This window comes from Sinorhizobium fredii USDA 205, assembly GCF_001461695.1.
GTDB lineage: Bacteria > Pseudomonadota > Alphaproteobacteria > Rhizobiales > Rhizobiaceae > Sinorhizobium > Sinorhizobium fredii.
In genome coordinates this window covers 12,810-36,224 of the sequence record NZ_AUTC01000147.1, presented here as the reverse complement: position 1 = coordinate 36,224, position 23,415 = coordinate 12,810, and the positions used below count along the sequence as shown (strand labels likewise).

The window sequence follows — 23,415 nt, the reverse complement described above, 5'->3', positions numbered from 1 at the left end:
AAGCCGCGAAGCAAATAAACCGGCACGCGCATTTCGGTTCGAAATACTTTTGGGCTCGCTAATGAACGTGGGTCCGATGCGCGTCAGCACCCGTCGGCTTTCTCGCACGCCGGCGTCGCGCCATGGATCGGGCGCTTCTACGGGCAATCCTCAACTCGGCCAGTGTCGGCTGCCACCACCCCCTGGCAAGCGCATCGGGTCCGGGCTCCCGGCGGGCCGGCCATGTCGCAACGAGTTCGGCAAGGGTCGGCGCGCGCCATCGTCCCCAGACATGATCAACGGTTCCGCTGGCATGGGGATAGTGTTCCGCCAGCGCCGCCGTCTCGGCGACTTCGCCTGAGAATTCGACAAAGACGACGATTCCATACTCTACCGTCGCAACCGGACGCCCTGCGGGCGGCGGGTCGTCAACGGGCAGCGGATAGCGGTGGCGGCGGCGTTCCGCGGAGCGCGCGTTGGCCGCGCTCTGTACTTCAGAGCCCTTTTTCGCATCTCTGCGGCGCTTCTTCTCCTCGGGCTCATTTCGCAGCGCCGCCGCCTCGATGCTGGACCATCGTCGCCGCAGTTCTTCGTAGGAGCGGAACGGCACCCGCCAGACCCGCAGATCTTCGTCCCAGTGCGCCCAGGGAATTTCGCGCAGCATTTCAATCAGCGATTTCGCATAGGGCGTTCGAATGCGCAGATCATCGCCGACTTCGAGATATCGGCTGACGATGGGCTCGAAATCGTACGCGTCGCGGCCCTTGGTATCGCCATAAATGTCATTGTGCGCTGCTTCCCTTGCCAGCCATCGCTCAATACGACGAGCGGCCGTCTTGCCGGGCACGAACCAGCTCTTGCGTTCGTCGTTCCACCGGGCGCGTGGAAACGCCTGGCGAAACCGCTCCACGGCGCTGCGATCATAGGGGAAGGCCGCAAATTCGCCCTGCCGAGCTTCCTTCGGGCGCTTCCGCTGCTTGTGCGGAACCATAACCGTCTCCCTGCTGTCGACGGTAACGCCGGGCGCAATCGCTTTGTTCGTTTCCATGCCGCTTCCGGACTTCATATGCATTTCGGTGCGGTCCCATGGAACCCGCCTCGTCGTCTGCGAGTTTCTTCCTGCATTACAGCGCCGCGCGTCTTATCAGAGGCGCAAAAAGTCGCTGTAGCACTTCGAATTGCTGAACGTTTTTGTCCTTGGACCGACTGCCATCCAAGGGAGACCTGCAGTGGGAGGAACGATGCCCAAGATCACCGACACGATCACCCAACCCCAGCCAACGGACCGCCGGCTAGAGTGCGAGCGTGCACTGGAAGAGGATTTTCAAGTCTTCACAAGCTTGGCGGAGGGCGCCGGCTGGTCGTGGCAGGAGATCGCGCTTGCTCTCATGGAACTGACCGAAGACTACGTCATGGCGATGCGCTTGAGCACGAAGATTGCCGAAAATGCGTCCGTCGCCCCCGGGAACAAGACCCTGCACTGAGCGGTGAATCGTCACCCCTGACTACGAAAAATGGCCTCCACTGCAACCAAGCATAAAATAGTTCCTCAAGACGGAAGGCCACCACCTTCCGGTTCCGCGGGAAGTGCCGGGGCTCGTACAGGGAATCAATCCCGCGAACGCATGGACAGCGTCTTCAGCATTTCGACGTCGCGCACGCCGGATTGATAGACGGAGATCAATCTTGCGGCGATTTCATTTGCCTTCTCGCCGCTGCTGTCCACGCCCCTTTCCTCCAGGATCTGTTCGAATATGTTGTGCAGCAAATCCACTTCCGTGGGGCCGAAAGTGCTGCACCGGTCGCGAGACGGCAACATGGTTCATCTCCTCTCGACGGCGGCGAGTTCGCGCATCCACCAGCGCCCCGAGCGTGTGCCGGAAACGATCAGTGTATGCCTGATTGAGGCGATGACGAGTCACTGCTGGTAGCGGCGTAGGAGCATTGCGCAAGTGCTGGTTTCCACCCTGGAGCCAAGCTGCGCAAAGGCGTATCTGCCGCAATCACGGCGGACGATCGGGCTAGCGCCGCCTTTCCGTCTTCCAACTAAGGGATGTGCCGCTGCAGCCGTTTTCTCGACAAGATCAGGTGCAGTGATGCTGGAAGCCGTTTGCGATCTCACCGCTGGCTTGGTGCTCGCATTAACGAAGAACGTCTAAAGTCAAGGACATGGCGAAGGATATCAGGCGAATCTTTGAACTTTTCGAGACCTCCCCGGTTCTCGTCGCGGCCTACGACGAGTTCGACCGTCTACGCTACGCCAACGAGGCTTTCCGATCCGCCTATTTCATAGAACCGGACGAGATGCCCCTCTGGCCGGACCTGATGCGGCGGAATTTTCATGCCCGGCGAGGCACGGTCATCTGCGTCGCAGATTTCGAAGAGTGGCTGCGATCGACCCAGTCGCGCCGCGGCAATTCGGGTACAGGGCATTTGAAACCGATCTGTTCGACGGACGTTGGCTTTGGATGACCGAAACCGTTGAGAAAGATGGGTGGATGCTTTGCGTCGCCACCGATGTTACCGGCCTCAAAGCCAAGACGCGCGCCGTACGACAGGATCGCGACCTAGCGATCAAGGCCTCCTACACCGACGAATTGACCGGGGTCGCCAACCGCCGCTTCGTAACGGCTAGAATTGACGATATGTTGCAGCCACCCGGCGGCCAAACCTCCGCAGGCTGCCTCTGCGTGCTGGACATCGACCGTTTCAAGAGCATCAACGACCAGTTCGGCCACCAGACCGGCGATACGATCCTGAGGGACTTCGCCATGCGCATTCACCGCCTGGTGCGGCGCACCGATTGCTTCGGAAGGGTCGGCGGCGAGGAGTTCGTGCTCACCCTGCCAGCCACTCCCGTCGAACAGGCCAAATTGATCCTCGAAAGGATGCTCGCCTCCGTGCGCAAGTCCCGTCCGCTTCAGGAGCGACCCGATTTCGGATACACGTTTTCAGCAGGTATCGCGGGTGCTCAACCAAGCGACACGGCGATCAGCCTTTATGCGCGCGCGGACCGGGCTCTATACATGGCCAAGCTCGCCGGCCGGGACCAAATTCACCTGGACGAGCCCGATCCCGACCGATCTGCAGTCGCAGGATAACCCTGGCTCGGGACTCGTTGATATGGCAAAAGGCGACGGAAACTCACAAGGCCATTGATTGCCGATCCCGGGCGAAGCCGAGAACAGTCTACTCGTTGCAGGATTCCCGAGCATCATGAGAAGAAGCGCTGATGTTATGGAACGAGCCAGGCAATGGACACGCAATCTGAAGCGCGACGTCGTGGCTCTGTGGATTGCTGCTCGTGACCCACGAACACCTTGGTATGCAAAGGCTGCCGCCGGAGTTGTCGCAGCCTACGCCCTGAGCCCGATCGACCTTATCCCGGATTTCATCCCGATTCTGGGGTATTTGGACGAATTGTTCATTCTCCCCATCGGCATTGCACTCACGGTCCGTCTTATTCCAGCGGATCTGATGGCCGAGTCAGGAGGACAGCGGCCAGCCGCGAAAAGCGACCTTACAGCATTATAGCAGCCGTCGTTATCGTCTTCATCTGGATGCTTGCGCTGTCTGCGCTTGCCCACTTGGCTTATCAATATGCCCGCTAAGGGCCTCCGTTGAGTGCGCCAGTCAAGGTGCTGCACGCTGGGCCGCGGTGGGAATTGCTCGGGGCAGATTTCTGCTGGATTCTCTTTCGCGGCCATGGAAGTTAGCGATACAGTCCTATACGAAGATAGAAACTTCTCCGTGTTCCGCGCGTTGCAGAGAAGTTGTCGCCCGCCCGAACGCCGAATTGATCGGGAGGCGCGGCATAGGGCGCGTGCTTCACCCCGGGGCCTTTCTGACGTGGAGAATCCATGACCGCCTCCGTCGATCATGTACCGGCACGGGCCAATAGTCTGCGCCAGTTTCTCGGCCTCATGCTTGGGTCAGTGGGAGTCGTCTATGGCGACATTGGCACCAGCCCGCTCTATGCGTTTCGCGAGGCGCTGCGCCCCTTTGCCGCGGGCGGTGTCGACCGAGGAGAGATCATCGGCCTCATCTCGCTGGTCATCTGGACGCTGACGATCATCGTGACGATCAAATACGTGATCCTGCTGCTTCGCGCCGACAACAATGGCGAAGGCGGCACTTTGGCCCTTCTTGCCCTGTTGATGAAGAAGGGGACCAAATATCCCGTACTGATGTTCTTTACCGGCATTTTTGGTGCCTCTCTGTTCATCGGTGACGCGATGATCACGCCGGCACTGTCGGTGCTCTCGGCCGTCGAAGGGCTGAAGCTCGTGACGCCGGATCTGCACGACTACGTGCTGCCGATCTCCGTCGCGATCATGGTGCTGCTGTTTGCCGTCCAGTCGCGTGGCACCGGTGCCGTTGCGATCTTCTTCGGGCCGATCACCCTCATCTGGTTTCTGGTTCTGGGCGCGGCGGGGGTGGCCCATATCGGCGACGACCTGGCGATCCTGGGAGCCTTCAACCCCGTGCACGCCGTAGTCTTCCTGTGGGATGCAGGCCTCGTCGGGTTCATCGTTCTTGGAGCGGTTTTCCTGACGGTCACGGGGGCGGAAGCCCTCTATGCCGATCTCGGGCACTTCGGGCGCGCGCCGATTCAGGCGGCGTGGATCGCGGTTGTATTTCCGGCCCTGACCTTGAACTATCTCGGGCAAGGCGCCCTGGTGCTGTCGCATCCCGAGGCGATCTCGGATCCATTTTTCCTGATGTTTCCGAGCTGGGCCTTGTTGCCGGTGGTGATCCTTGCCACGCTCGCGACCATCATTGCCAGCCAGTCGGTGATAACCGGGGCGTTCTCGCTCGTACGGCAAGCGATCCATCTCGGGTTCCTGCCACGGTTCGAAATCCGCTACACCTCGGAAACGCATACGGGCCAGATTTACCTGCCTATGGTCAACACGGCGCTCCTGGCTGGCGTGCTTGTTCTCATGTTCGTATTCGGTAGTTCCGAATCTCTCGCCCCCGCCTATGGCGTATCGATCACCGGCGCCATGCTGATCGACACAATCCTTGCCTTCGAGTTCGTTCGCCGCCAGTGGGGCTGGGCGGTCTTGACGGCAGCCGCGATCCTGCTTCCCTTGTTCTTGCTGGAACTGGTATTTCTCGGCGCCAACCTCTTCAAGGTTCACCACGGCGGCTACGTGCCGATCCTCTTTGCCGGCACGCTGATCATGATCATGTGGACCTGGCGGAGAGGCGTGGCGCTGCTGCGCGAGAAGACAGCCCGTCTGGAAGTGCCCCTCGACCAATTCATTGCTGCGGTCGAACGAAAATCCGAGCACGCTCCGGTCGAGGTGCCGGGAACCGCAATCTTCCTGACCGCCACACCGGATACGACCCCGTCCGTCCTGCTGCACAACATCAAGCACAACCACGTGCTGCACGAGCACAACGTCATCCTGACCATCAAGACGGCGAGGGTGCCCTATGTCGGGGAGAAGGATCGCTACACGCTGACGAAGCTCTCCGACCGGTTCAGCAAGCTCGAACTGAGATTTGGCTTCATGGACGACCAGAATGTCTCGCGGGCGCTGGCGCGCTGCCGTAAGGAGGGCTTCAAGTTCGAGATCATGTCGACGTCGTTCTATCTCGGCCGGCGTAAGCTTGTGCCGGATCCCGCTTCAGGCATGCCGAGATGGCAGGACCGGCTGTTCATCGCGATGGCGGACTCGGCGATCGATCCGACCGACTACTTCCATCTGCCCGCCAATCGCGTCGTCGAGCTGGGGGAACAGGTGATCATCTAGGCCGAATGCCTGTCGCCCAAAAGGTGCGCAGCGGTTTTTGGGTTACGACATTCATAGAAACAAGTACCTACTGCATGTTTCCTGCCGATTTAAGGACAAAACATGCAGCAATTCAAAGTGCTGAAGCGTCCTTTGTGCGTCTGAAAAGACGCACGGCGCTGTAAAGCGCGCCGCCCCTCATGATCTCCCGGGTGGCGTAAGCCTCTCTTGCGTCAGAGGTGCATAGACCCTGGCGCCAGGCGTCTTGTCACCAGCGATGCCGGCCGCCAGCACCAGATAGGCGACGATGAGGCCAACCGACAAAAGCAAGACACCAACGGCAAAAGCCGACGAGGGGTCTCGTGAGCGTGCCATTCCTTCCTGCTGAACATGGGAACCTCCCATAATATGGGAAAGTGTGAACCGGACGGTCATGGGGGGGTAAGGGCATAAAGTTTGATTTTAAGCGCGCTGCTTGCCGCTCGGTCATCTTCCCTTCAAAGCTCGCACAACGAGGCCCATAGTCAAGGATTAGCCCATGACCCGAACGGGCGAGAAGGCATGTAAATTACGGGCGTTCGCCGTCGGATCGAGGTGGACGCCCCCTGCGGTCGTCTGGCGCCCCCCCGCCATCCTGTGCTAAAGCGCCTGTTATGTCCGAGGAGCAAGTGGAATGTATCGTCGCGGGTGCCGGCGTTATCGGGCTAGCGGTTGCGCGCGCCTTGGCGCTGGCGGGTCGCGAGGTGATCATACTCGAAGCGGCCGAACGCATCGGAAGTGAAACCTCATCGCGCAACAGCGAAGTCATCCACGCCGGGATCTACTATCCCGCGGGCAGCCTGATGGCGCGCCTGTGTGTCGAGGGCAGGGGACTGCTCTATGCCTATTGCCAGGAGCGCGGCATCCCCCACAGGCAATGCGGAAAGCTGATCGTCGCAACCTCTGAGCCGGAACTGGAACAGTTGCCGACGATCGCCGCCAAGGCGGCAAGGAACGGTGTCGCGGATCTCAGGCAAATCTCTGCCTCGGAGGCGCGCTCCCTCGAACCGGCGCTTGCGGCGACCGGCGCGCTCCTGTCGCCTTCGACCGGCATCGTCGACAGTCATGCCTATATGCTGTCGCTGCTTGGCGATGCCGAGAACGCCGGCGCGGTTCTCGCTTGCAACAGCCCCGTCGAGCGGGGTCGGATGACCGATCGCGGCATCGTCGTCGATGTCGGCGGCGCCGAACCGATGAGCCTTGGCTGTCGTCTGTTGGTCAATGCGGCCGGGCTCGCCGCACCCAAGCTGGCCCGCCTGATCGACGGGATGCCGCCGGCGCTCGTGCCGAGGGAATACTTCGCGAAGGGGGATTATTTTTCGCTTGTCGGAAGAGCGCCGTTCTCGCGCCTGATCTATCCCGTCCCGGTGAAGGGCGGCTTGGGGATCCACCTGACGCTCGACCTCGCCGGCCAGGCCCGCTTCGGCCCGGACATCGAATGGGTCGAGAAGCTGCACTATGACGTCGATCCGGCAAAGGCGGCGCTTTTCTATGCCGGCGTACGCCGCTATTTCCCTGACCTGAAGGATGGTGCATTGCTGCCCGCCTATTCCGGCATTCGGCCGAAAATCGTGCCTCCCGCGGTGGCCAGCCAGGATTTCGTCGTTCAGGGACCTGCCGTGCATGGCATGCCCGGACTGATCAACCTGTTCGGCATTGAATCGCCCGGACTCACCGCCTCCCTGGCGCTGGCAAAGTTGGTGGCGGAAGGCTGAGACGCGTTCCGGATTCAGCGCCGGCCCGGAAGCGATCCGATCATCGCCGAAAATCCTGCCGAAAGGGCTGACAGCTCGTCCCCGAGCATGACGAAGCTTGGCGCCAACGGCAGTGCCGTCTCGCGCAGCCTTGGATTTGCCGCGGGGACGGCCCAGCGTTTGCCGGCACCGGCGGCGACGGCAGCGATGTGGCGAAGATCGTCAAGGTCTGCGTCCGTGGCCGCGAAGGCACCGCGCCCTCGTGCCACCGAAAGGTCGGCGGGGCCGATGAACAATCCGTCGATGCAGGGCAGGGCGGCAATGGCGGCCGCCTCGTCGAAGGCCGTGGCAGTTTCGATCATCGCATAGCAATGGCGCCGGACGTTCTCCGTCTCGAAGAAGCTGTTCGTGGCACCCGCATAGCGCTGCGTGCGGCCGTAGCCGACGCCGCGCGTGCCGAGGGGCGCAAACTTCGCATATGCGCTGACTTCCCGCGCATGCGCCGCATCGCGCAGTTGCGGCAGGACGATCGCGTCCGCGCCGATGTCTAGCGCATGCTGGATGTTGGGTCGCGTCGCATCCGCCAGGCGGACATAGGCGGTCAGTCCGATCGACTGACAGAAGGGGAGAAGTCGGTCCAGTGCCGCCAGATCGAGAATGCCGTGCTCCATGTCGAAGAGGACAAGATCGAAACCGGCGAGACGTGCGAGCTCGCAGGCTTTCTGGCTGTCGCTTTCCAGCCAGAAGCCGATGGCAGGGTTGGCGGGGCGGGGTGCGGTGGTCATCGAAATCCGTCCATGGCTGTGGTGTGATCAGGCGATGCTCTTGCGGACATGGGCCGCCAGCGCCTTGGCAACGCTCTCAAAGCCCTTGTCGCGGAAATAGATGACGACGTCGGCGTCGGAGAGCCGGGGCAGACCGGCGTCGCTTCCGAGCACACGCAGCCCCTCCGTCACTTCTGTCTTGCCCATCACGGTGACGCCGATGCCGGCGATCACCGAGGCACGGATTCCGGCCATCGTGCTGCTGTTGCAGACGGTCGTATAGGGTTGCTCCGCCGCCGAAAGCGCCCGGATCGCGGCCTTGCGGTAGAAACACGGGTCGGGGAGTGTCACCAGAGGCACCGGCTGGCGCATGGGGCTCGGCACCGCGTTCGATGCGACCCAGACCAATTGCTCGGACCAGAGCGGGATCGAATTCGGGACCTCCGCCTCCGCCGCAATGACAATAATGTCCAGCCGGCCCTGGAGCATTTCGATCATCAGGTTGTTGCTGAGCTTGACTTGAACCTGAAGGTTAGCCTCGGGGAATACTTTTGAGAAGGAATGGAGCACTGCCGGGAGACGGTAGTTGCCGAGCTCTTCGAGGATGCCGAGCCGCACGAAGGTCTTGATGCTGGGCAGCGTCACGCGGGCGAGCGCTTCGTCGTGGAGCGCGATGATCTGGCGCGCGTACTCCATCAGCGTCATGCCGACCGGGGTCAGCGGCACCCCGCGCGCGGCGCTGCGCTCGAACACCTGGCCGCCCACACGCTCTTCCAGTCGTTTGATCTGCAGACTGATCGCCGGCTGGCTGCGTCCGAGAATCTCGGCAGCCTGCGAGAACCCCCCGGACTGCTGAACGGTGGCAAACGCGCGCAGCAGATCGATATCCAGATCACCTGACATTTGTATTTCGATTTCCTATAGAGTTCATAAGAACAATAAATTTGCAAAATAGCGTAGCGGTTATTAGGTTGCCAATCAAGAGGCGTGGGAGGACGCAAATGGAAACCGCAATAGCCTTGAGGAGGGTCGGCGCGCATGGGCAACTGGCTTGCCTGCTGCTTCCGCCGCTGCTGACGCTGCTCATTCTCTTCGTCGCGCCGATTTCCCTGATGGCCGTCTATGGCTTCTGGGCGATCGACGAGAACTACCTGATCCAGCCATCGCTGCAGCTGACGCAGTACGAGAAGATTGCAGGCGATCCGCTCTATCTCGGAACGCTCGCCTCGTCTGCCGGCATGGCGCTCTTGACGACGATCGGCTCGCTCGCCTTGGCGCTGCCGCTGGCCTACTACATCGTTCGCTTCGTCTCGCCGCGCTGGCGCGTCCTGCTGGTGCTCGCCCTGATCGTGCCCGGCTGGGTGAGCGTACTTATTCGCACCTATTCCTGGAATCTGGTGATCGGCGAAGCCGGACTGATGAATTGGCTTCTCATGTCGGCAGGCGTGATCGACGAGCCGATCAAGCTCCTGTTCACCAAGACCTCGGTCGTCATCGGCCTCATCTATATCTACCTGCCCTATATGCTGGTGCCGACCTACGCTTCGATCGAACGGCTCGACAATTCCGTGCTCGAGGCGGCGGAAAATCTCGGTGCGGACCCGTTCCGGCGCTTCCTCTACGTGACCCTACCGCTGATCGCGCCCGGTATCGTCGCGGGCTGCGTGATCACCTTCATCCCGGCGGTCGGCGAGTATGTCGTTCCCAATATGCTCGGCGGTCTGAAGGGCATGATGTACGGCAACCTGATCACCACCGCCTTCTCGAATTTCGACTGGCCGTTCGGTGCGGCGCTGTCGATGGTTCTTCTGGCGAGCATCCTCGCCTGCCTGCTGATCGTTGGTCGGTTCCTCGACGTCAACCGCAGCATGCTCGGTCATGAGTGAGGGCGAACGATGACACGCTGGGTTCTCGGAACTTTCACACTCCTCGTCTATGCGATGGTCTATCTGCCGATCGCTCTGGTCGTGATCACCAGTTTCAACCAGGACACGATCACCACGCTGCCGATCGAGCATCTCGATACGCGCTGGTACGCGGAGCTTTTCCAAGACACGAAGACGCTGCAGTCGCTCTGGACGAGCTTGCAGGTCGGGATCGTCTCGACCACCGTCGCGACCACGCTCGGCCTGCTGTCGGCGCTGGCGATCGTGCGGCACAATTTCCGCGGCAAGAGTCTCTTCATGCTGCTGACGGTGATGCCGATGCTGGCGCCGGGCATCATCATGGGCGTATCGCTTCTCCTGTTCGCCCGTTACATCGGCTTCCAGACCGGCTTCGTCGCCGTCCTGCTAGGGCACGTCCTGTTGTCGCTGCCCTATTGCACCTTCATCCTCATCTCCAGCCTGGCGCGTTTCGACCGCTCGCTGGAGGAGGCGGCGCGCGGGCTCGGCGCTGGCGAACTCTCGGTCCTCTGGCGCGTGACGCTGCCGGGGATCATGCCGGGAATCATCGGTGCCGCGCTCTTCGCCTTCACAATCTCGATCGGCGAGTTCGTCGTCAGCTTCTTCCTGACGTCGGCCGGCACGACGACATTGCCCATCCGGATCTACTCGATCGTCAAGGTGGGCATCACCCCCGAGATCAATGCCGTGTCCACGCTCATCCTGGTGGCAACCGTGCTGCTCAGCGCCACGGCACTCAGTCTCACCTGGTCCAAACGCAACTAGCATCATGGGAGGAATGGATGAATAGGCGTCAAATGCTCGCGGCAACCGCCGCAGCCGTATCGATCGGCCTCACCGCCAGCGCAAGCTGGGCGGCGGACAAGAAGATCGGTGGCGAAATCAATGTATTGAGTTGGGGTAACTATATCGACTTCGCGCTACCGGCTTTCGAGGAGAAATACGGCACGAAGGTCAACATCGACTACTACGCCGATGAAAAGGAGGCGATGAACAAGATCCGCGCCTCCGGGCTCGGTACCTATGACGTCGTCTTCCTCGGTGTCGGCTATGAGGAAGTGGCGAGGAAGCAGCAGCTGATCGACGCACTCGATGTTTCGAAGCTCGAAAACTTCAAGGACATGTATGCGCCGTTCCAGAAGCCCAAGTCCGACGGCACCCATGTTCACGTCACCTATTCCTGGGGAGCTAACGGGCTGATCGCCTACGATCCGGCAAAGACCGGCGGCCCGATCAAGTCCTGGAAGGACGTCTATTCCGGAAAGTTCAAGGGACGGATCGGCAAGATCGACAAGGCGAACGAGCAGGCCTACCGGACGGTCTTCCAGGCCGGCTTCGAGTATGGCGAACTGAACGATGAGCAGTGGCAGACGATCGCAAAAACGCTCGAGACCGACATGCCGCATGTCAGGACCGTCTATCAGCACTACGACGAGATGGCCCAGCTTCTCGCAGCGGGCGAAATCTGGATCGCCGACACGGACGACGGCGGCTTCCGGCAGGCGAAGGCCAAGGGGCTCAGTATCGAGCTTGCTTACCCGGAAGAGGGCTTCATCGCCTGGTATGACGGACCGTGTCTCGTCAGCCAGGCGCCGCATCCCGAAGCCGCCTACGCCCTCATCGACCATATGATCTCGCCGGAAGTCCAGGCGCAGCTTGGCAAGGAGCTTGGCTATGCGCCGGCCAACCAGAAGGCGGTCGACCTGATGGATCCGGCGCTCAAGGCGAGCCTCGGCGTCGATCAGGCGGAGGCCAATCTTTCGCGGGTTCAGTTCCAGCGATCGCTGGGGGCTGCCTATGAGGCAAAAGCGACCGAGGTCTGGCAGAAGGCCAAGGCTCAGGTTCAGTAAGAAGCGGCGGGTTGGACGGCTGCGCCGTCCAACCGCCACGGCTCAGGTGGGAAACAGTGACCCTCAAGCTTGAAAATCTCGAAAAATCCTTCGGCAACTTCCACGCCGTCAAAGGCGTAAGTTTCTCGCTGGCGCAGGGAGAGGTACTGAGCCTGCTCGGACCCTCGGGCTGCGGCAAGACGACGACGTTGCGCATGATTGCCGGTTTCGAACAACCGACGGCGGGCACGATCCTGCTTGCCGGCCGCGACATCACGCACACGGCGGCGCGGCATCGCAACATCGGAATGGTCTTCCAGTCCTATGCCTTGTTCCCGCATATGAGTGTGGCCGACAACGTGGCCTTTGGCCTGCGCATGCGCGGAATGGCGCGGGCCAAGCGTGACGAACGGGTGAGAACGGCGCTCGACATCGTGCGGATGGGCCAGTTCGCCGAGCGTTCGCCGAAGCAGCTCTCGGGCGGCCAGCAGCAGCGCGTCGCCTTGGCGCGGGCACTGGCGATCCAACCGGACATCCTGCTCTTGGACGAACCGCTTTCGGCGCTCGATCTGAAGCTGCGCGAGGAGATGCGCGACGAGATCAATCGCATCGTCCGCGAACTGAAGATCACCACGGTCTTCGTCACCCATGACCAGAGCGAAGCGCTCGTCCTCTCCGACTATGTCGCGGTGATGAACGGCGGGATTGTCGAGCAACTCGATACGCCGACGCGACTCTATCGCAATCCGGAGACGCCGTTCGTGGCGGATTTCATCGGCGGCGCCAATGTCGTCAAGGGGGCGGTCGCGGCCGACACGTTCAAGGCCAGCGGCGATATCGTCATACCCTTGCCCTGCAGCGCCGACGCGGCCGCGAAGGCCATCGCCATTCGGCCGGAAGACATCCGCCTTTCGGCGCCCTCAGCACCGGGCCTCTCCGGCGTCGTCGAGCAGAGCCGCTTCCTCGGCGGCACGACCGAGTATGTCGTCAGGGTTTCCCCGGCGGTGGCCCTGACGGTGCGAAACGAAAGCTACCAGCCGTTCAAGAATGGCGATCGCGTCGGTCTCCAGGTCCAGCCTGAGCGGATCGTCTGCCTGCGTACGAATTGAGTGATCCGACATGAAAATCACCGGGCTTGAGACCTTCTGTCTCGCTTATCAGATGCCTTATCCGCTGACCTACCCGCGCGGCGAATACCAGTCGCGCGAGGCGGTGCTGGTGAAGGTGCATACCGATGATCCCAACATTTTCGGTTGGGGCGAGGCTGCGATGTGGGGCGGCCCCTGGGCCACTACGACGACCGTTCTCGAACAACAGATCCAGCCGCTGATCGTGGGTCACGATCCCCGGCGACCGGAATATCTGTGGGAGAAAGTCTACCAGGAGACCTACTATCACGGGCGCAAGGGAGTTCTGCTCTCCTGCCTGTCGGCGGTCGACATCGCGCTCTGGGATATTCTCGGCAAGGCGACGGGCGAGCCCGTCTGGCGCTTGCTGGGAGGGTTTGCGCGGCCGCTGTGCGCCTATGCCTCTTCCGGCTACTACCGGCGCGATTATTCGATCAACGACCTTGCCGAAGACGTCGCCAAGGCCCGGCAGGCCGGCTATCGCGGTTACAAGATGAAGGTCGGCAATATCGCCTCCGCCGTGCATGCCGGCGTTCTCGATGAAACGCCGCATCGCGTTTCAATTGCCCGCGACCTCGCACGGGTGCGTGCGGCTCGCGACGCCCTCGGCGGTGACCTCGATCTGATGTGCGATGCGACGACCTCGCTCGATGCCCGCACCGCAATGACCTACGCCGACGAATTCGAGCGGATCGGCGTTCGCTGGTTCGAGGAGCCGACGCAGCCGGAGAACATTGCCGGCTGCGCCGAACTCGCACGTCGGACGCGCATTCCGATCGCCGGCTTCGAAACCGAGACCAACAAGTTCAATTTTGCCGCGATGATAGATGCCGGCGCCATCCAGATGGTCCAGCCGGACGTCATCCAGGTCGGCGGCATTACCGAGGCGCGCAAGATCGCCGCCTACGCGCAAATGCGTCACCTTGGCTTCTCCAGCAAGAACTACAGCACCGCCGTCAGTCTCGCGGCATGCCTCAACCTTCTCTACGCGCTGCCGAACGCCGACTACTTCGAATGCGACATGGATCCGTCCCCGTGGCGCGACGAGTTCCTGCGCTCGCCGCTGTTCACTTTCGACGGCGGCATGGTCGAACCCTTTGAACGGCCCGGGCTCGGGCTTGACATCGATGAAGCCGCATTGTCGGCATGGCGGGTATCCCGATGACTGTAAACACGTTCGACACGACGCTTTTTCGTGGCAAGGTGGCCCTGGTGACCGGGGCGGCGGGCGGCATCGGCGCTGCGATCGCCGGCGCCTTTGCCGACCTCGGCGCCCATGTCATCGTCCAGGACATCGACGCAGGCCGGCTTTATCGGCGTGCATCCGAGCTTTCACGCGATGGTCAGAAAACAACCGCCATCAGCGGAGACCTTTCGATCCCCGGAACGGCGGACACGGTGTTCGACCGGGCGCTGGCCACCCACGATCGGGTGGATTTCTTGATCAACAATGCCGGGCGCTCCTGGGGTGTCGCCACCGACCAGATCACCGCCGAGCGCACCGATGAACTGCTGGAGCTGAACTTCAACAGCGTGCTCTGGCTGTCGAAACGCTTCATCGCCCACGCTCGCGCGCACGGCGAGGGCGGCTCGATCATCCAGGTGTCCTCGACCGCCGGCATCACCGGCTTTCAGCGCCGGGCGGTCTATTGCGCCACGAAATTCGGTGTCGTCGGGCTGACCAAGGTCCTGGCGCTCGACCACGCCCGCGACAATATCCGGGTCAATGCGATCCTGCCGCATGTCGTCGAGACCGACATGTTCCGCACGGTCGCACCCCCCCAGGACGCCGCCACGTGGCGCGCCGCGATCCCGATGGGCCGCTTCGCGCAAGTGGAAGATGTAGCGAATCTTGCGATATTCCTTTGTTCACCGGCTGCAAGCTATCTAACAGGCGGGCTTTACCCGGTCGATGGCGGTGCCATGGCCGGATCGTTTGGAGGCGAATGATGACCGTAATACGTATGGCAAGCCGGCACACCGAACTCGGCTTCTGGCTGATGACACCGAACGAGAATGCCTGCGAAATCGCATCGATCCTCGGCTACGGCACGGTCATCATCGACATGGAGCACGGCACCTTCGAGCCCTCGACCGCGGCGCGCAGCATCACGATCGCCAAGGCCTTCGGCATGACCGTCTATACGCGCGTCGCCAGCGCCGAACGCGTCCCCATCCAGCACGCACTCGACTTCGGCAGCGACGGCGTGATCCTGCCGCAGATCGAGGGCGTCGAGCATGCGCGGGCGGCCACGGCCTTCGCCAAGTTCCCGCCGCTCGGCGTGCGCGGTTTCGGCGGCGGCAAGACCGTCAACTATATGCCGGCGCCCCGCCACTTCGTCGAAGCGGAGAACCGGCGAACCAAGTGCTGGGTGATGATCGAAACCGCGCAGGCGCTGGAGGAGGTCGAAAAGATCGCCGCACTGGAGGCGGTCGATGGCCTTTTCATCGGCCCGAACGACCTCTCGCTGGCGCGCGGTCGCGGCGAATATCTCGCCGACGGCAGCGATCACGACGATATCAGGCGGATCGCACGCGCCGCCCAGGCCCATGACAAGCCTTGGGCGATGCCTGTGTTGAGCAAGCTCGATCGCGATCTGGCGCGCAGTCTCAACATCGCCTTCATGGCTACCACCGACGACCTCACGGCGCTGCGCGATGGTCTTGCCGTCGGATTGCAGATGGTGGAGGAACCGCGTTGACAACCGTTCTGATCAACGGCGCCTGGGAAGTCGGCGAGAACGCCGGCCTGCCCGTGGTCGATCCGGCGACCGAGCGTGAAATCTGCAACGTTCCAAGCGCCAGCGAGGACCAAGTGCGCCGTGCGGTCGAAGCCGCGGCGGCAGCACAGCCGGCCTGGGCGGTGCTCGAGCCTTGGCGACGCGCGGATGCACTGCGCGCAATGGCCGCCTGCCTTTCGCAGAACAGGCAGGAGCTTGCCGAACTCATCAGTGCGGAAGTCGGCAAGCCGCTGCGCAAGGCGGGCGAGGATGTCGACAACGCGGCGGTCTATCTCGACTACATGGCCCAGTGGGACCGGCGTATCGAGGGCGAGATCGTGCCTGCGGACAATCGCGATGAGACGATCCTCCTGACACGCGTACCAGTCGGCGTCGTTGCGGCGATCACCGCCTGGAACTACCCGCTGGATCTTTTCATCCGCAAGGCGGCACCGGCCCTCGTTACCGGCAACACCATGGTGGTGAAGCCGACCGAGGTGACCCCCCTTGCCACGATCCGGGCGATCGAGCTCATTTCCGAGCAGAAATGCGTGCCCGATGGTGTTCTGAACCTCGTCACCGGTGGCGGCGCGGTCGGCGCCCAGCTCTGCTCGCATCCGCTCGTCAATATGATCACGATGACCGGCCACCGCGACACGGGCAAGAGGATCATGGCCGGAGCCGCGACGACGCTCGCGCGCGTTTCGCTCGAGCTCGGCGGCAGCGCTCCGGCGATCGTCTGGAAGGATGCCGATCTCAACCTTGCCGCCGACGCCATCGCCTTTGCCAGCTTCGAGAATAGCGGCCAGGTCTGCACCTCCTCCGAGCGGATCCTGGTGCACAGGGACGTCCATGACGATTTCGTCGAGCGCCTCGTCGAACGCGCCAACCGCTTGAAGGTCGGCAGTTCGCGCGACGACGTCGATCTCGGCCCTTTGGTCAACCGGGTCCAGTACCAAAAGGTGTCCGAAGCGATCGACCTCGCCCGGGCAGAGGGGGGGACGCTCCGATGTGGCGGCCATAGTCTCCCCTCGCTGCCTGCGAGCGGCTATTGGGTGCGACCAACCGTGATGACCGGCGTCACTCCGGAGATGTCGATCTTCAACGAGGAGACCTTCGGGCCGATCGCTCCGGTCGTCCGCATCGACAGCTTCGAGGAGGCGATCCGCCTCGCCAACGCCACCCGCTACGGCCTTTCCGCCTTCCTGTTCAGCAACGACTATCGCCTGATCATGCGCGCGCAGAACGAGCTGCGTTTCGGCGAAATTTACGTCAACCGGACGATGGGCGAGGCGCTGCAGGGTTTTCACAACGGCCACCAGGAATCCGGCATCGGTGGCGAGGACGGCAAGCACGGACTGCTGAAATACACCCAGATCCGCACCGTCTACCATCGTTACGGCTAGAGCCATCATGGAAGAATTCGACTTCATCATCGTCGGCGCCGGATCGGCGGGCTGTGTGCTGGCCAACCGCCTGAGTGCCGACGGCCGCAGCACCGTCCTGCTCGTCGAAGCAGGCGGAAGCGATCGCTCGCCGATCATCAAGATGCCCGCCGCAACCGATCTCTACGGGATCGGCAACCCGAAATACGACTGGAACTATCTGACCGAACCCGACCCCACCCGCTGCGGCCGGCAGGATGTCTGGCCGCGCGGAAAAGTCATCGGCGGCAGCAGTTCGCTTTGTGGGCTCGTCTACATGCGCGGGCAGGCGAGCGACTATGACAGCTGGGCGGCGCTCGACAATCCGGGATGGTCCTATGCGGATGTGTTGCCTTACTTCAAGCGCAGCGAAACGAGCGAGAACGGAGCGGATGACTATCGCGGTGGCGATGGGCCGCTGCGTACATCCAACCTGCGCAGCCGCCATCCGCTGGCCGAAAAATTTGTCGAAGCCGCGATCGCCACCGGCCTGCCGGCGAACAACGATTTCAACGGCCGATCGCAGGAAGGCGCCGGTTTCGTCCAGGCGAACCAGATCTTCGGTAGGCGTCACAGCGCCGCCGATGCCTATCTCAAACCCATTCGCGGCAGCAGAAATCTTGCCGTTCGCGCCAACGCGCAGGTCACGCGCGTCATCATCGAAGATCGTGTCGCCGTGGCATCGAGTATATTCGACGCGAAAACACGCGGCATATCGTGCGGGCGCGGCGCGAGGTCATCCTGTCGGCCGGCACGATCGCTTCGCCACAGCTGTTGATGCTTTCGGGCGTCGGCGACGCCGCCGACCTTACGAGCTTCGGCATCGAAGCCTGCCATCATCTACCCGGAGTCGGAAAGAACCTCAGAGACCACGTCGGTGTATACCTGACCTACCGGGTCGACCAGGCGACCTACAATACCGAGGCAGGGCTCTTCAAATCCGCGCTGCATGGCGCGAACTGGCTGTTGCGCGGCCGCGGTCCCGGCACGGCACCCGGTGCCCAGGCCATGGTCTTCATGCGCTCCGATCCGAGCCTGCGCGACCCAGATCTGCAGCTGCATTTCACACCGGTCGGATACAAGCTGACGCCGGACGAACTGATCGTCCTCAAGGACCCGGTGGTGACCGCCATCCCCAATGTCAGCCGCCCGGAAAGCTGCGGCCATCTCACGCTCCGCAACGGCAGCTTCCGCGATCCGCCGCGGATTTTTGCTCGACTCCTCGACGCGGAGAGCGACGTTCGGGCGCTGATTGCCGGCTGCAAATATATTCGCCGGATTTTCGCCGCGCCGCCGCTCGCCCGGCATGTGATCGAGGAACTTGCGCCCGGCAAGCCGGAGATGACGGATGCCGACTGGGAGGAATTTCTGCGCCGCGAGAGCGTGACGGTTTTCCACCCGGTCGGAACCTGCAAGATGGGAGCCGATCCGACGGCGGTGGTCGACAGCACCCTGCGTGTCCACGGCATCGAGAATCTCCGCGTCGTGGACGCATCGATCATGCCGCATCTCGTCAGCGGCAACACCAACGCACCGACCATGATGATCGGCGAACGCGGTGCGGATCTGATCCTTTCGGGAGAGGGGAGGAAAGAATGACCCGTATCGACGCCATCGATCTTTTCCTTCTTCAGGTCCCGGACTTCGACGCGGCGCGCGATCCGGTCAAGGACGCGCTGCTGGTCAGAGTGCGCGCCGGCCAGTTACAAGGCTGGGGCGAGTGCGAGGCCGCACCCTTTGTGTCGCTTGCCGCCTTCGTCACACCGGAGTCGCACAGCACCTCGCAGCCGATTGGAGCCTCAGTGCTCGGCGAGAGGCTCGAGGATCCTGCAGACATCGCTAGGATCACGCAGCGCGTCGCTGAAAACAGCATGAACGTGCTGCAAGCGCCTCATGTCTATTCGGGCGTCGAGATGGCGCTATGGGACGCGCTCGGCAAGAAGCTCGAAGAACCAGTCTATCGGCTGCTGGGCTATGAAATGGCCTTCCCCAAGCAACCCTATGTCGTCCATCCCTTCGCTTCGGCCCCCGAGCAGACCTATCTCGATATGCGGCGTATTGCTCGGGCGGGATATCGCGCCGTGAAGACCGGCTGGAACGGGTTTGGCGGCGGGGATTTCGCCGCCGATCGGGACCAGCTTGCCGCCGCACGCGAGGGGTTGGGGCCGGACGGCCGGCTGTTCCTCGATGCGGCGCGCGTCTGGGGGAACGATGTCGCAGCCGCCAGGTCGTATTCGCACCTGCTTGACGCGTTCGATGTGGAGTGGGTGGAGGAGCCGTTCGATGCGACAGCGCTCGGCGCTTTTGCCGATTTCAGCCACTATCACGGGCGCAAGCGCGTGGCGGCCGGCGAAAACGTTCACTCCATCGCGCAGGCGCGCCAGCTCTTGGACATCGCGGATGTCGGCGTGATCCAGATCGATTGCGGCCGGATCGGCGGGATCGCGGCGGCCCGTGACATCGCGCTATACGCCGATCAGCGAGGCGCGTCCTTCGTCAATCACACCTATACGTCGCATCTGGCGCTCAGCGCATCGCTCCAATCCTATGCCGGCCTGGAGCGCCATAGCCTATGCGAATACCCGATGGACCAGTCCTCGCTGTCATGGGCGATTTGCAGCGAGCACCTGCTGCCCGATGGCGAGGGGAAAATCTGCGCTCCGGAAAAGGTCGGCCTCGGTTTGCCTGTCGCGCCAGAGGCGGTGCAGAAATATGCGGTGGATATGGAGATCCGGTTTGGCGGCACGCTGCTCTATCGCACGCCTTCCATTCGTTAGCCCCCGAAGAGGGATAAACGGGGAGGCGTCGCCAGTTCACGCCGCGTCCCACGGTTTGCGCCATTGCGGCGGCCAGCGATTGAAATCCTTGGCCATCCAAACCGTCTCGCTCTCGAGCACAAACAGGACGTAGCGCGGCGGATCGGGCCAACCGAACCAGAAGCGCTCCTTGACGATCCACCGGCGGCCGTCGAGCCATGCCACGGCGACGGTCGTATCGCCGAAACTCCGCATCTGAGTATGGCGCTCTATCCAATCCCTATCGGTGGTCCGAGGGCGGCGCCATGGAACAGGAACCCGCCGGCCTCGTCGGAAACGCCAGAACCAGCGCAGTTCTTCCCAAAGACCTTGACCTAGGCCATCAGCCTCAAGCGCCATCGTCGGCCCACGAAGTTTCATGCAGCAAAGCCGCATTGCTGAATTTGCTATGCATAACGCAAAAATTCCATTGCGATCGATTGCGGTCCGGGATTTCTGTCAACCACCGCGCTAGTTCCCGCTGAGCGCCCGGTCTGCCTCTTTGCAGGGGCGGATCTTGAAGGCCCGTTAGACTCACAAGAAATAAGATTAGGAGTGCGCAGTTGAAGAAGGTCGTTTCCGTCCTTTTCATTACGGTCGTCACCATGCTCTTGGTCGTTGGCTGGAGATGGTACGCTTATGTCACGAACACTGAGAAGCCCTACGACGAGGTCGGCATCGAATTGAACATCCGTATGCCAGGGCCGCTCAATGCCTGGGGCTGCAAGCGCTTGCACGATACCTTCGGCAACGTTCCCGCGCCGCATGGCTGCCAGTCATCGCAGGGCCCGTTGGTGTGGAAAATCAATGAGTAGGAGGTTGCTTGCGGCGTTCCCGCCCCGGGATATCCGCTCGACTATCGACGTTGAGGGACGCCGGCGAAGAAAGGCGAGGGTGGTCAGGATATCTTGACGAGCATCGCAGTCACATACATGAACGCTAGTCCGGCCGCGATGCCGCCGAATGCGGCCGGGTTGAGCATCCGAGTATAATCGCCACGGGCGTCGTGGCCTCTTGCGACGATTGCCGTGACTTCGACGATCACCTGGGCGATGGCACCTGCGCCGATCGCCAGGACGATCGCTGTCCAATGGGGCGCGACGGCCAGGCTGCCGAGCCAGATTCCGAGCACCGCAGGGCCGCCGGCCAGCATCGCCAGGCCCAGGAAATGGACGATCTTCGGGCGGATGTGCAGGATTGGCGCGGCGATGCCGATCCCCTCGGTAATGTTGTGAAGCGTGAAACCGAGCACCAGGAACGTCCCAAGCCCCGCGGCGCCTGCCGCAAAAGCCGCGCCGATTGCCAGGCCCTCACCGAAATTGTGCAGGCCGATGCCGATCGCGATGTAAGTCGCAAGCGCGAGCCCTGTCGGAGAGCCGCCATGGCGGCGGCCGATTGCGACGAGCGCCAGGAAGCTGGCCACTGCCGTCAGGATCACCATGACGCTGCCTTGGAAAATCGCCGCGGACTCTTCAGCAAACTCCGATGCTTCGATCATGGTGTCGACGAACAGGAACGCCAGCAGACCGACGGTCATCGCCAGCAGGAAGGTCATGGTGTTGCGACCGGCGCCGCGCAGCGCCGGGTAGCACAGCAGTCCGATCGCGACGGGCAGGATGCCGACAAAGGCACCGAGGAGAGCTTGAGAGGCGAGCCCGCTGCCGCTTACCTTCGACGTCGGGACGGCGACCGGAATTTCATGGTCGAAGGTCGCGCCCGTATTGGTGACAAACGTCACCTTGTGAGCTTCGCCGAGAACCCACGGAAACGGGATCGCAACCCAGGCGGTGTCGCCGCGCGAAATTGTCCCGGAGGGATCCTGCCGGAACTGCCAATAGGCAGAGTCGACCTGCACCTGCGCTATCGTCATCGGTTCCGAGCTGCCGGCGCGCACCTGCAGCCGTAAACCGTCTTCGTCGAGCACCGTTCGTTCGACCGTCAGGTTTTCGACCGGCGGAGCACCGTTGTCGAAGCCGCGCAAAGGATCGCCCTCAAGGAGCCACAGCACCGCGGCGACCAGCACGATCAGCGGCAGGACGAGCCACAGCAAATGTCGCGGGCCGGGTGCTGTCGTGGAGACCGGCGGGAAGTTGCGCGGGTTCTCGTTCATGACAGCGTCTCCACAACATCGAACATGCCCATCCAGCCGAGCTCGGTGAATTCGGATTGATGGGCGTGGAACATGTAAAGCCCGGCCTCGTGCTCCCTGTAGGTGAACTCGAGGATGCCGCGCTGGGCCTGACACTGCATGATGAGGTCGACCATGCGCAGGGTAGGCGCAAGCGTCGTACCCTGGTCGAAATAGTCGAAGAAATTGCCATGCAGGTGGAACGAGTTGATCGGATCGAACTCGGTTATGTTCACCAGGTAGATGCGGACCGGCCGATCCTTTTCGATCCTGATCGGCTCCTTGGCATAGCAATGAGCAATCGTGTTGCAGGCATAGAACTCGTTCTCGCCGTCGAAATTGGTGTCGAACGCGTTCATGATCATCGCCAGTTCCTGCCAGTCGGCGTTCTCCGGCGAGCCATAAAGGCGGGACTTGGCAACCTCGGCGTTGTCAAGATGACGGGCGGGATCCGGGTCGATGACGAACAGGCCGTACATGCCCTTGTGAAGGTGCCGCGCCAGCGGGAGCGCGTGACAGTGGTAAAGGTGGCAGCCGAAGGGCTTGGCGTCGAACTCGTAAACGAACTCCTCGCCGGGCGCGATCAGGCCCGCACCTGGCACGCCGTCCATGCGCGCCGCGTGGATGCCATGGAAATGCATCGAATGCGGATGCGACCCGTAGTTCCTGAAGACGAACCTCAGCCGCTCGCCCTCGGTGGCGCGGAGCGCGGGTCCCGGCACACGACCATTGTAGGTCCAGGCCGGAAACATCACGCCGGGCGCGATCTCGATCTCCTTGTCCTCGGCGGCGATCTCGAACGTCCGGAGCCTTCGTCCGTCCGGCAGGTCGTCAACGGTGCCCGTATACCAATCCGTCAAAATCTTCGTCGGGTGGAAGCCATTGCGGTCGTTGTCGACGGTTCCGACGGTGATCATCGCCCCATGAGCGGAATGTTGCGAAGGCATGGTCGCGGACATTGGAGCCGTGGCTGGCGCGCCGTGGTTGCCGTGGCCCTCCTGGGCCACCGTTTTGCTCGCGCATATCGTCGTCGCCCCGATGGTCGCCGCGCCGCCCCCCAGCAGCAGGCTTCGTCTGCTCAATGCCGCCTGGGCCCATCTCAGCATGTAGGCTCCCATTTTTACTTAGCAAGTTAGATAAAATAGAGCATGGTAGCCCAAATATAGCAAGTGCTATAATTTGATGGAAGGGCTAAGCGCGCGTTCGGATATAGCACCTGCTCGAATATTCGTGGTCGTATTGAAAAATAGCCTTAGCTATATTATTTCGAT

22 protein-coding genes and 3 pseudogenes are annotated in these 23,415 nt (G+C 62.1%); 17 read left to right on the top strand and 8 right to left on the bottom strand.

What is annotated here, in order from left to right:
- Nucleotides 1-58: 58 nt before the first annotated feature.
- Complete coding sequence (locus N181_RS20195) at nt 59-970, bottom strand: hypothetical protein (RefSeq protein ID WP_037434415.1); 912 nt, start codon at nt 968-970, stop codon at nt 59-61.
- Between the two features lie 250 nt (nt 971-1,220).
- Between N181_RS20195 and N181_RS20190 the strand changes: the two genes are divergently transcribed.
- Nucleotides 1,221-1,463, top strand: coding sequence for a hypothetical protein (locus tag N181_RS20190; protein WP_037398398.1), 243 nt, complete (start codon nt 1,221-1,223; stop codon nt 1,461-1,463).
- A gap of 125 nt (nt 1,464-1,588) precedes the next feature.
- Here the strand turns inward: N181_RS20190 and N181_RS20185 are convergent, their stop codons facing one another.
- A complete protein-coding gene (locus N181_RS20185) occupies nt 1,589-1,798 on the bottom strand; it encodes a hypothetical protein (protein ID WP_037398401.1) in 210 nt (69 codons plus the stop codon).
- A gap of 350 nt (nt 1,799-2,148) precedes the next feature.
- Here N181_RS20185 and N181_RS20180 point away from each other — a divergent pair.
- From N181_RS20180 to N181_RS20170, 3 genes and pseudogenes are all read left to right on the top strand, one after another.
- Nucleotides 2,149-3,080 (top strand): annotated as a pseudogene (locus tag N181_RS20180) (GGDEF domain-containing protein).
- A 115-nt stretch (nt 3,081-3,195) separates the two neighbouring features.
- Nucleotides 3,196-3,590: pseudogene (locus tag N181_RS20175) on the top strand (YkvA family protein).
- 249 nt (nt 3,591-3,839) lie between these two features.
- Nucleotides 3,840-5,741, top strand: coding sequence for a potassium transporter Kup (locus N181_RS20170; RefSeq protein ID WP_037398408.1), 1,902 nt, complete (start codon nt 3,840-3,842; stop codon nt 5,739-5,741).
- Nucleotides 5,742-5,918: 177 nt separating this feature from the next.
- Here N181_RS20170 and N181_RS32065 read toward each other — a convergent pair whose 3' ends face one another.
- Nucleotides 5,919-6,095, bottom strand: coding sequence for a hypothetical protein (locus tag N181_RS32065; RefSeq protein WP_234885907.1), 177 nt, complete (start codon nt 6,093-6,095; stop codon nt 5,919-5,921).
- A gap of 278 nt (nt 6,096-6,373) precedes the next feature.
- Between N181_RS32065 and N181_RS20165 the strand changes: the two genes are divergently transcribed.
- Nucleotides 6,374-7,474 carry an NAD(P)/FAD-dependent oxidoreductase gene (locus N181_RS20165; RefSeq protein WP_037398410.1) on the top strand — a complete coding sequence of 367 codons (1,101 nt, stop codon included), beginning with the start codon at nt 6,374-6,376 and terminating at the stop codon, nt 7,472-7,474.
- A 14-nt stretch (nt 7,475-7,488) separates the two neighbouring features.
- On the opposite strand, the gene N181_RS20160 is transcribed toward N181_RS20165, so the two are convergent.
- Together N181_RS20160 and N181_RS20155 are read right to left on the bottom strand one after the other, a co-directional pair.
- On the bottom strand, nt 7,489-8,238 hold the full coding sequence (locus tag N181_RS20160; RefSeq protein WP_050984102.1) for an aldolase/citrate lyase family protein: 750 nt from the start codon (nt 8,236-8,238) through the stop codon (nt 7,489-7,491).
- A gap of 27 nt (nt 8,239-8,265) precedes the next feature.
- Nucleotides 8,266-9,120 (bottom strand): LysR substrate-binding domain-containing protein, encoded by an 855-nt coding sequence (locus N181_RS20155; RefSeq protein WP_037398412.1) that lies wholly within the window; start codon nt 9,118-9,120, stop codon nt 8,266-8,268.
- A 98-nt stretch (nt 9,121-9,218) separates the two neighbouring features.
- On the opposite strand from N181_RS20155, the gene N181_RS20150 reads away from it, so the two are divergent.
- The 11 genes and pseudogenes from N181_RS20150 to N181_RS20105 all read left to right on the top strand — a co-directional run bounded on the left by N181_RS20150 (nt 9,219) and on the right by N181_RS20105 (nt 19,998).
- Nucleotides 9,219-10,103 carry an ABC transporter permease gene (locus N181_RS20150; protein ID WP_037398415.1) on the top strand — a complete coding sequence of 295 codons (885 nt, stop codon included), beginning with the start codon at nt 9,219-9,221 and terminating at the stop codon, nt 10,101-10,103.
- A 9-nt stretch (nt 10,104-10,112) separates the two neighbouring features.
- Entirely contained in the window at nt 10,113-10,886 is a 774-nt protein-coding gene (locus N181_RS20145) for an ABC transporter permease (RefSeq protein ID WP_037398419.1), read from the top strand.
- 17 nt (nt 10,887-10,903) lie between these two features.
- Nucleotides 10,904-11,971 (top strand): ABC transporter substrate-binding protein, encoded by a 1,068-nt coding sequence (locus N181_RS20140; RefSeq protein ID WP_037398422.1) that lies wholly within the window; start codon nt 10,904-10,906, stop codon nt 11,969-11,971.
- Nucleotides 11,972-12,027: 56 nt separating this feature from the next.
- Nucleotides 12,028-13,059, top strand: a complete 1,032-nt coding sequence (locus tag N181_RS20135; protein WP_037398424.1) for an ABC transporter ATP-binding protein — start codon at nt 12,028-12,030, stop codon at nt 13,057-13,059.
- 10 nt (nt 13,060-13,069) lie between these two features.
- A complete protein-coding gene (locus tag N181_RS20130; protein WP_037398426.1) occupies nt 13,070-14,242 on the top strand; it encodes a mandelate racemase/muconate lactonizing enzyme family protein in 1,173 nt (390 codons plus the stop codon).
- The gene (locus tag N181_RS20125) at nt 14,239-15,027 is read left to right on the top strand and encodes an SDR family NAD(P)-dependent oxidoreductase (protein WP_060563771.1); all 789 of its coding nucleotides are present in this window, start codon (nt 14,239-14,241) and stop codon (nt 15,025-15,027) included. The genes N181_RS20130 and N181_RS20125 overlap by 4 nt, the downstream gene beginning before the upstream one ends.
- On the top strand, nt 15,027-15,779 hold the full coding sequence (locus N181_RS20120; protein WP_050984103.1) for an HpcH/HpaI aldolase family protein: 753 nt from the start codon (nt 15,027-15,029) through the stop codon (nt 15,777-15,779). Before N181_RS20125 ends, N181_RS20120 begins: the two co-directional genes overlap by 1 nt.
- Complete coding sequence (locus N181_RS20115; RefSeq protein ID WP_037398431.1) at nt 15,776-17,203, top strand: aldehyde dehydrogenase family protein; 1,428 nt, start codon at nt 15,776-15,778, stop codon at nt 17,201-17,203. The genes N181_RS20120 and N181_RS20115 overlap by 4 nt, the downstream gene beginning before the upstream one ends.
- A gap of 7 nt (nt 17,204-17,210) precedes the next feature.
- A pseudogene (locus tag N181_RS34885) lies at nt 17,211-18,037 on the top strand (GMC family oxidoreductase); the annotation flags it as partial.
- A gap of 192 nt (nt 18,038-18,229) precedes the next feature.
- Nucleotides 18,230-18,820, top strand: coding sequence for a GMC family oxidoreductase (locus tag N181_RS35565; protein WP_420377205.1), 591 nt, complete (start codon nt 18,230-18,232; stop codon nt 18,818-18,820).
- Nucleotides 18,817-19,998, top strand: a complete 1,182-nt coding sequence (locus tag N181_RS20105; RefSeq protein ID WP_037398435.1) for an enolase C-terminal domain-like protein — start codon at nt 18,817-18,819, stop codon at nt 19,996-19,998. Before N181_RS35565 ends, N181_RS20105 begins: the two co-directional genes overlap by 4 nt.
- Before the next feature lie 36 nt (nt 19,999-20,034).
- Here the strand turns inward: N181_RS20105 and N181_RS34870 are convergent, their stop codons facing one another.
- A complete protein-coding gene (locus tag N181_RS34870) occupies nt 20,035-20,232 on the bottom strand; it encodes a hypothetical protein (RefSeq protein ID WP_037434383.1) in 198 nt (65 codons plus the stop codon).
- Nucleotides 20,233-20,579: 347 nt separating this feature from the next.
- Between N181_RS34870 and N181_RS20095 the strand changes: the two genes are divergently transcribed.
- A complete protein-coding gene (locus N181_RS20095) occupies nt 20,580-20,831 on the top strand; it encodes a hypothetical protein (RefSeq protein ID WP_037398437.1) in 252 nt (83 codons plus the stop codon).
- Nucleotides 20,832-20,914: 83 nt separating this feature from the next.
- Here the strand turns inward: N181_RS20095 and N181_RS20090 are convergent, their stop codons facing one another.
- The gene (locus N181_RS20090; RefSeq protein ID WP_037434381.1) at nt 20,915-22,126 is read right to left on the bottom strand and encodes a ZIP family metal transporter; all 1,212 of its coding nucleotides are present in this window, start codon (nt 22,124-22,126) and stop codon (nt 20,915-20,917) included.
- The gene (locus N181_RS20085) at nt 22,123-23,250 is read right to left on the bottom strand and encodes a multicopper oxidase domain-containing protein (RefSeq protein WP_080579201.1); all 1,128 of its coding nucleotides are present in this window, start codon (nt 23,248-23,250) and stop codon (nt 22,123-22,125) included. Before N181_RS20085 ends, N181_RS20090 begins: the two co-directional genes overlap by 4 nt.
- Between the last annotated feature and the right edge of the window lie 165 nt (nt 23,251-23,415).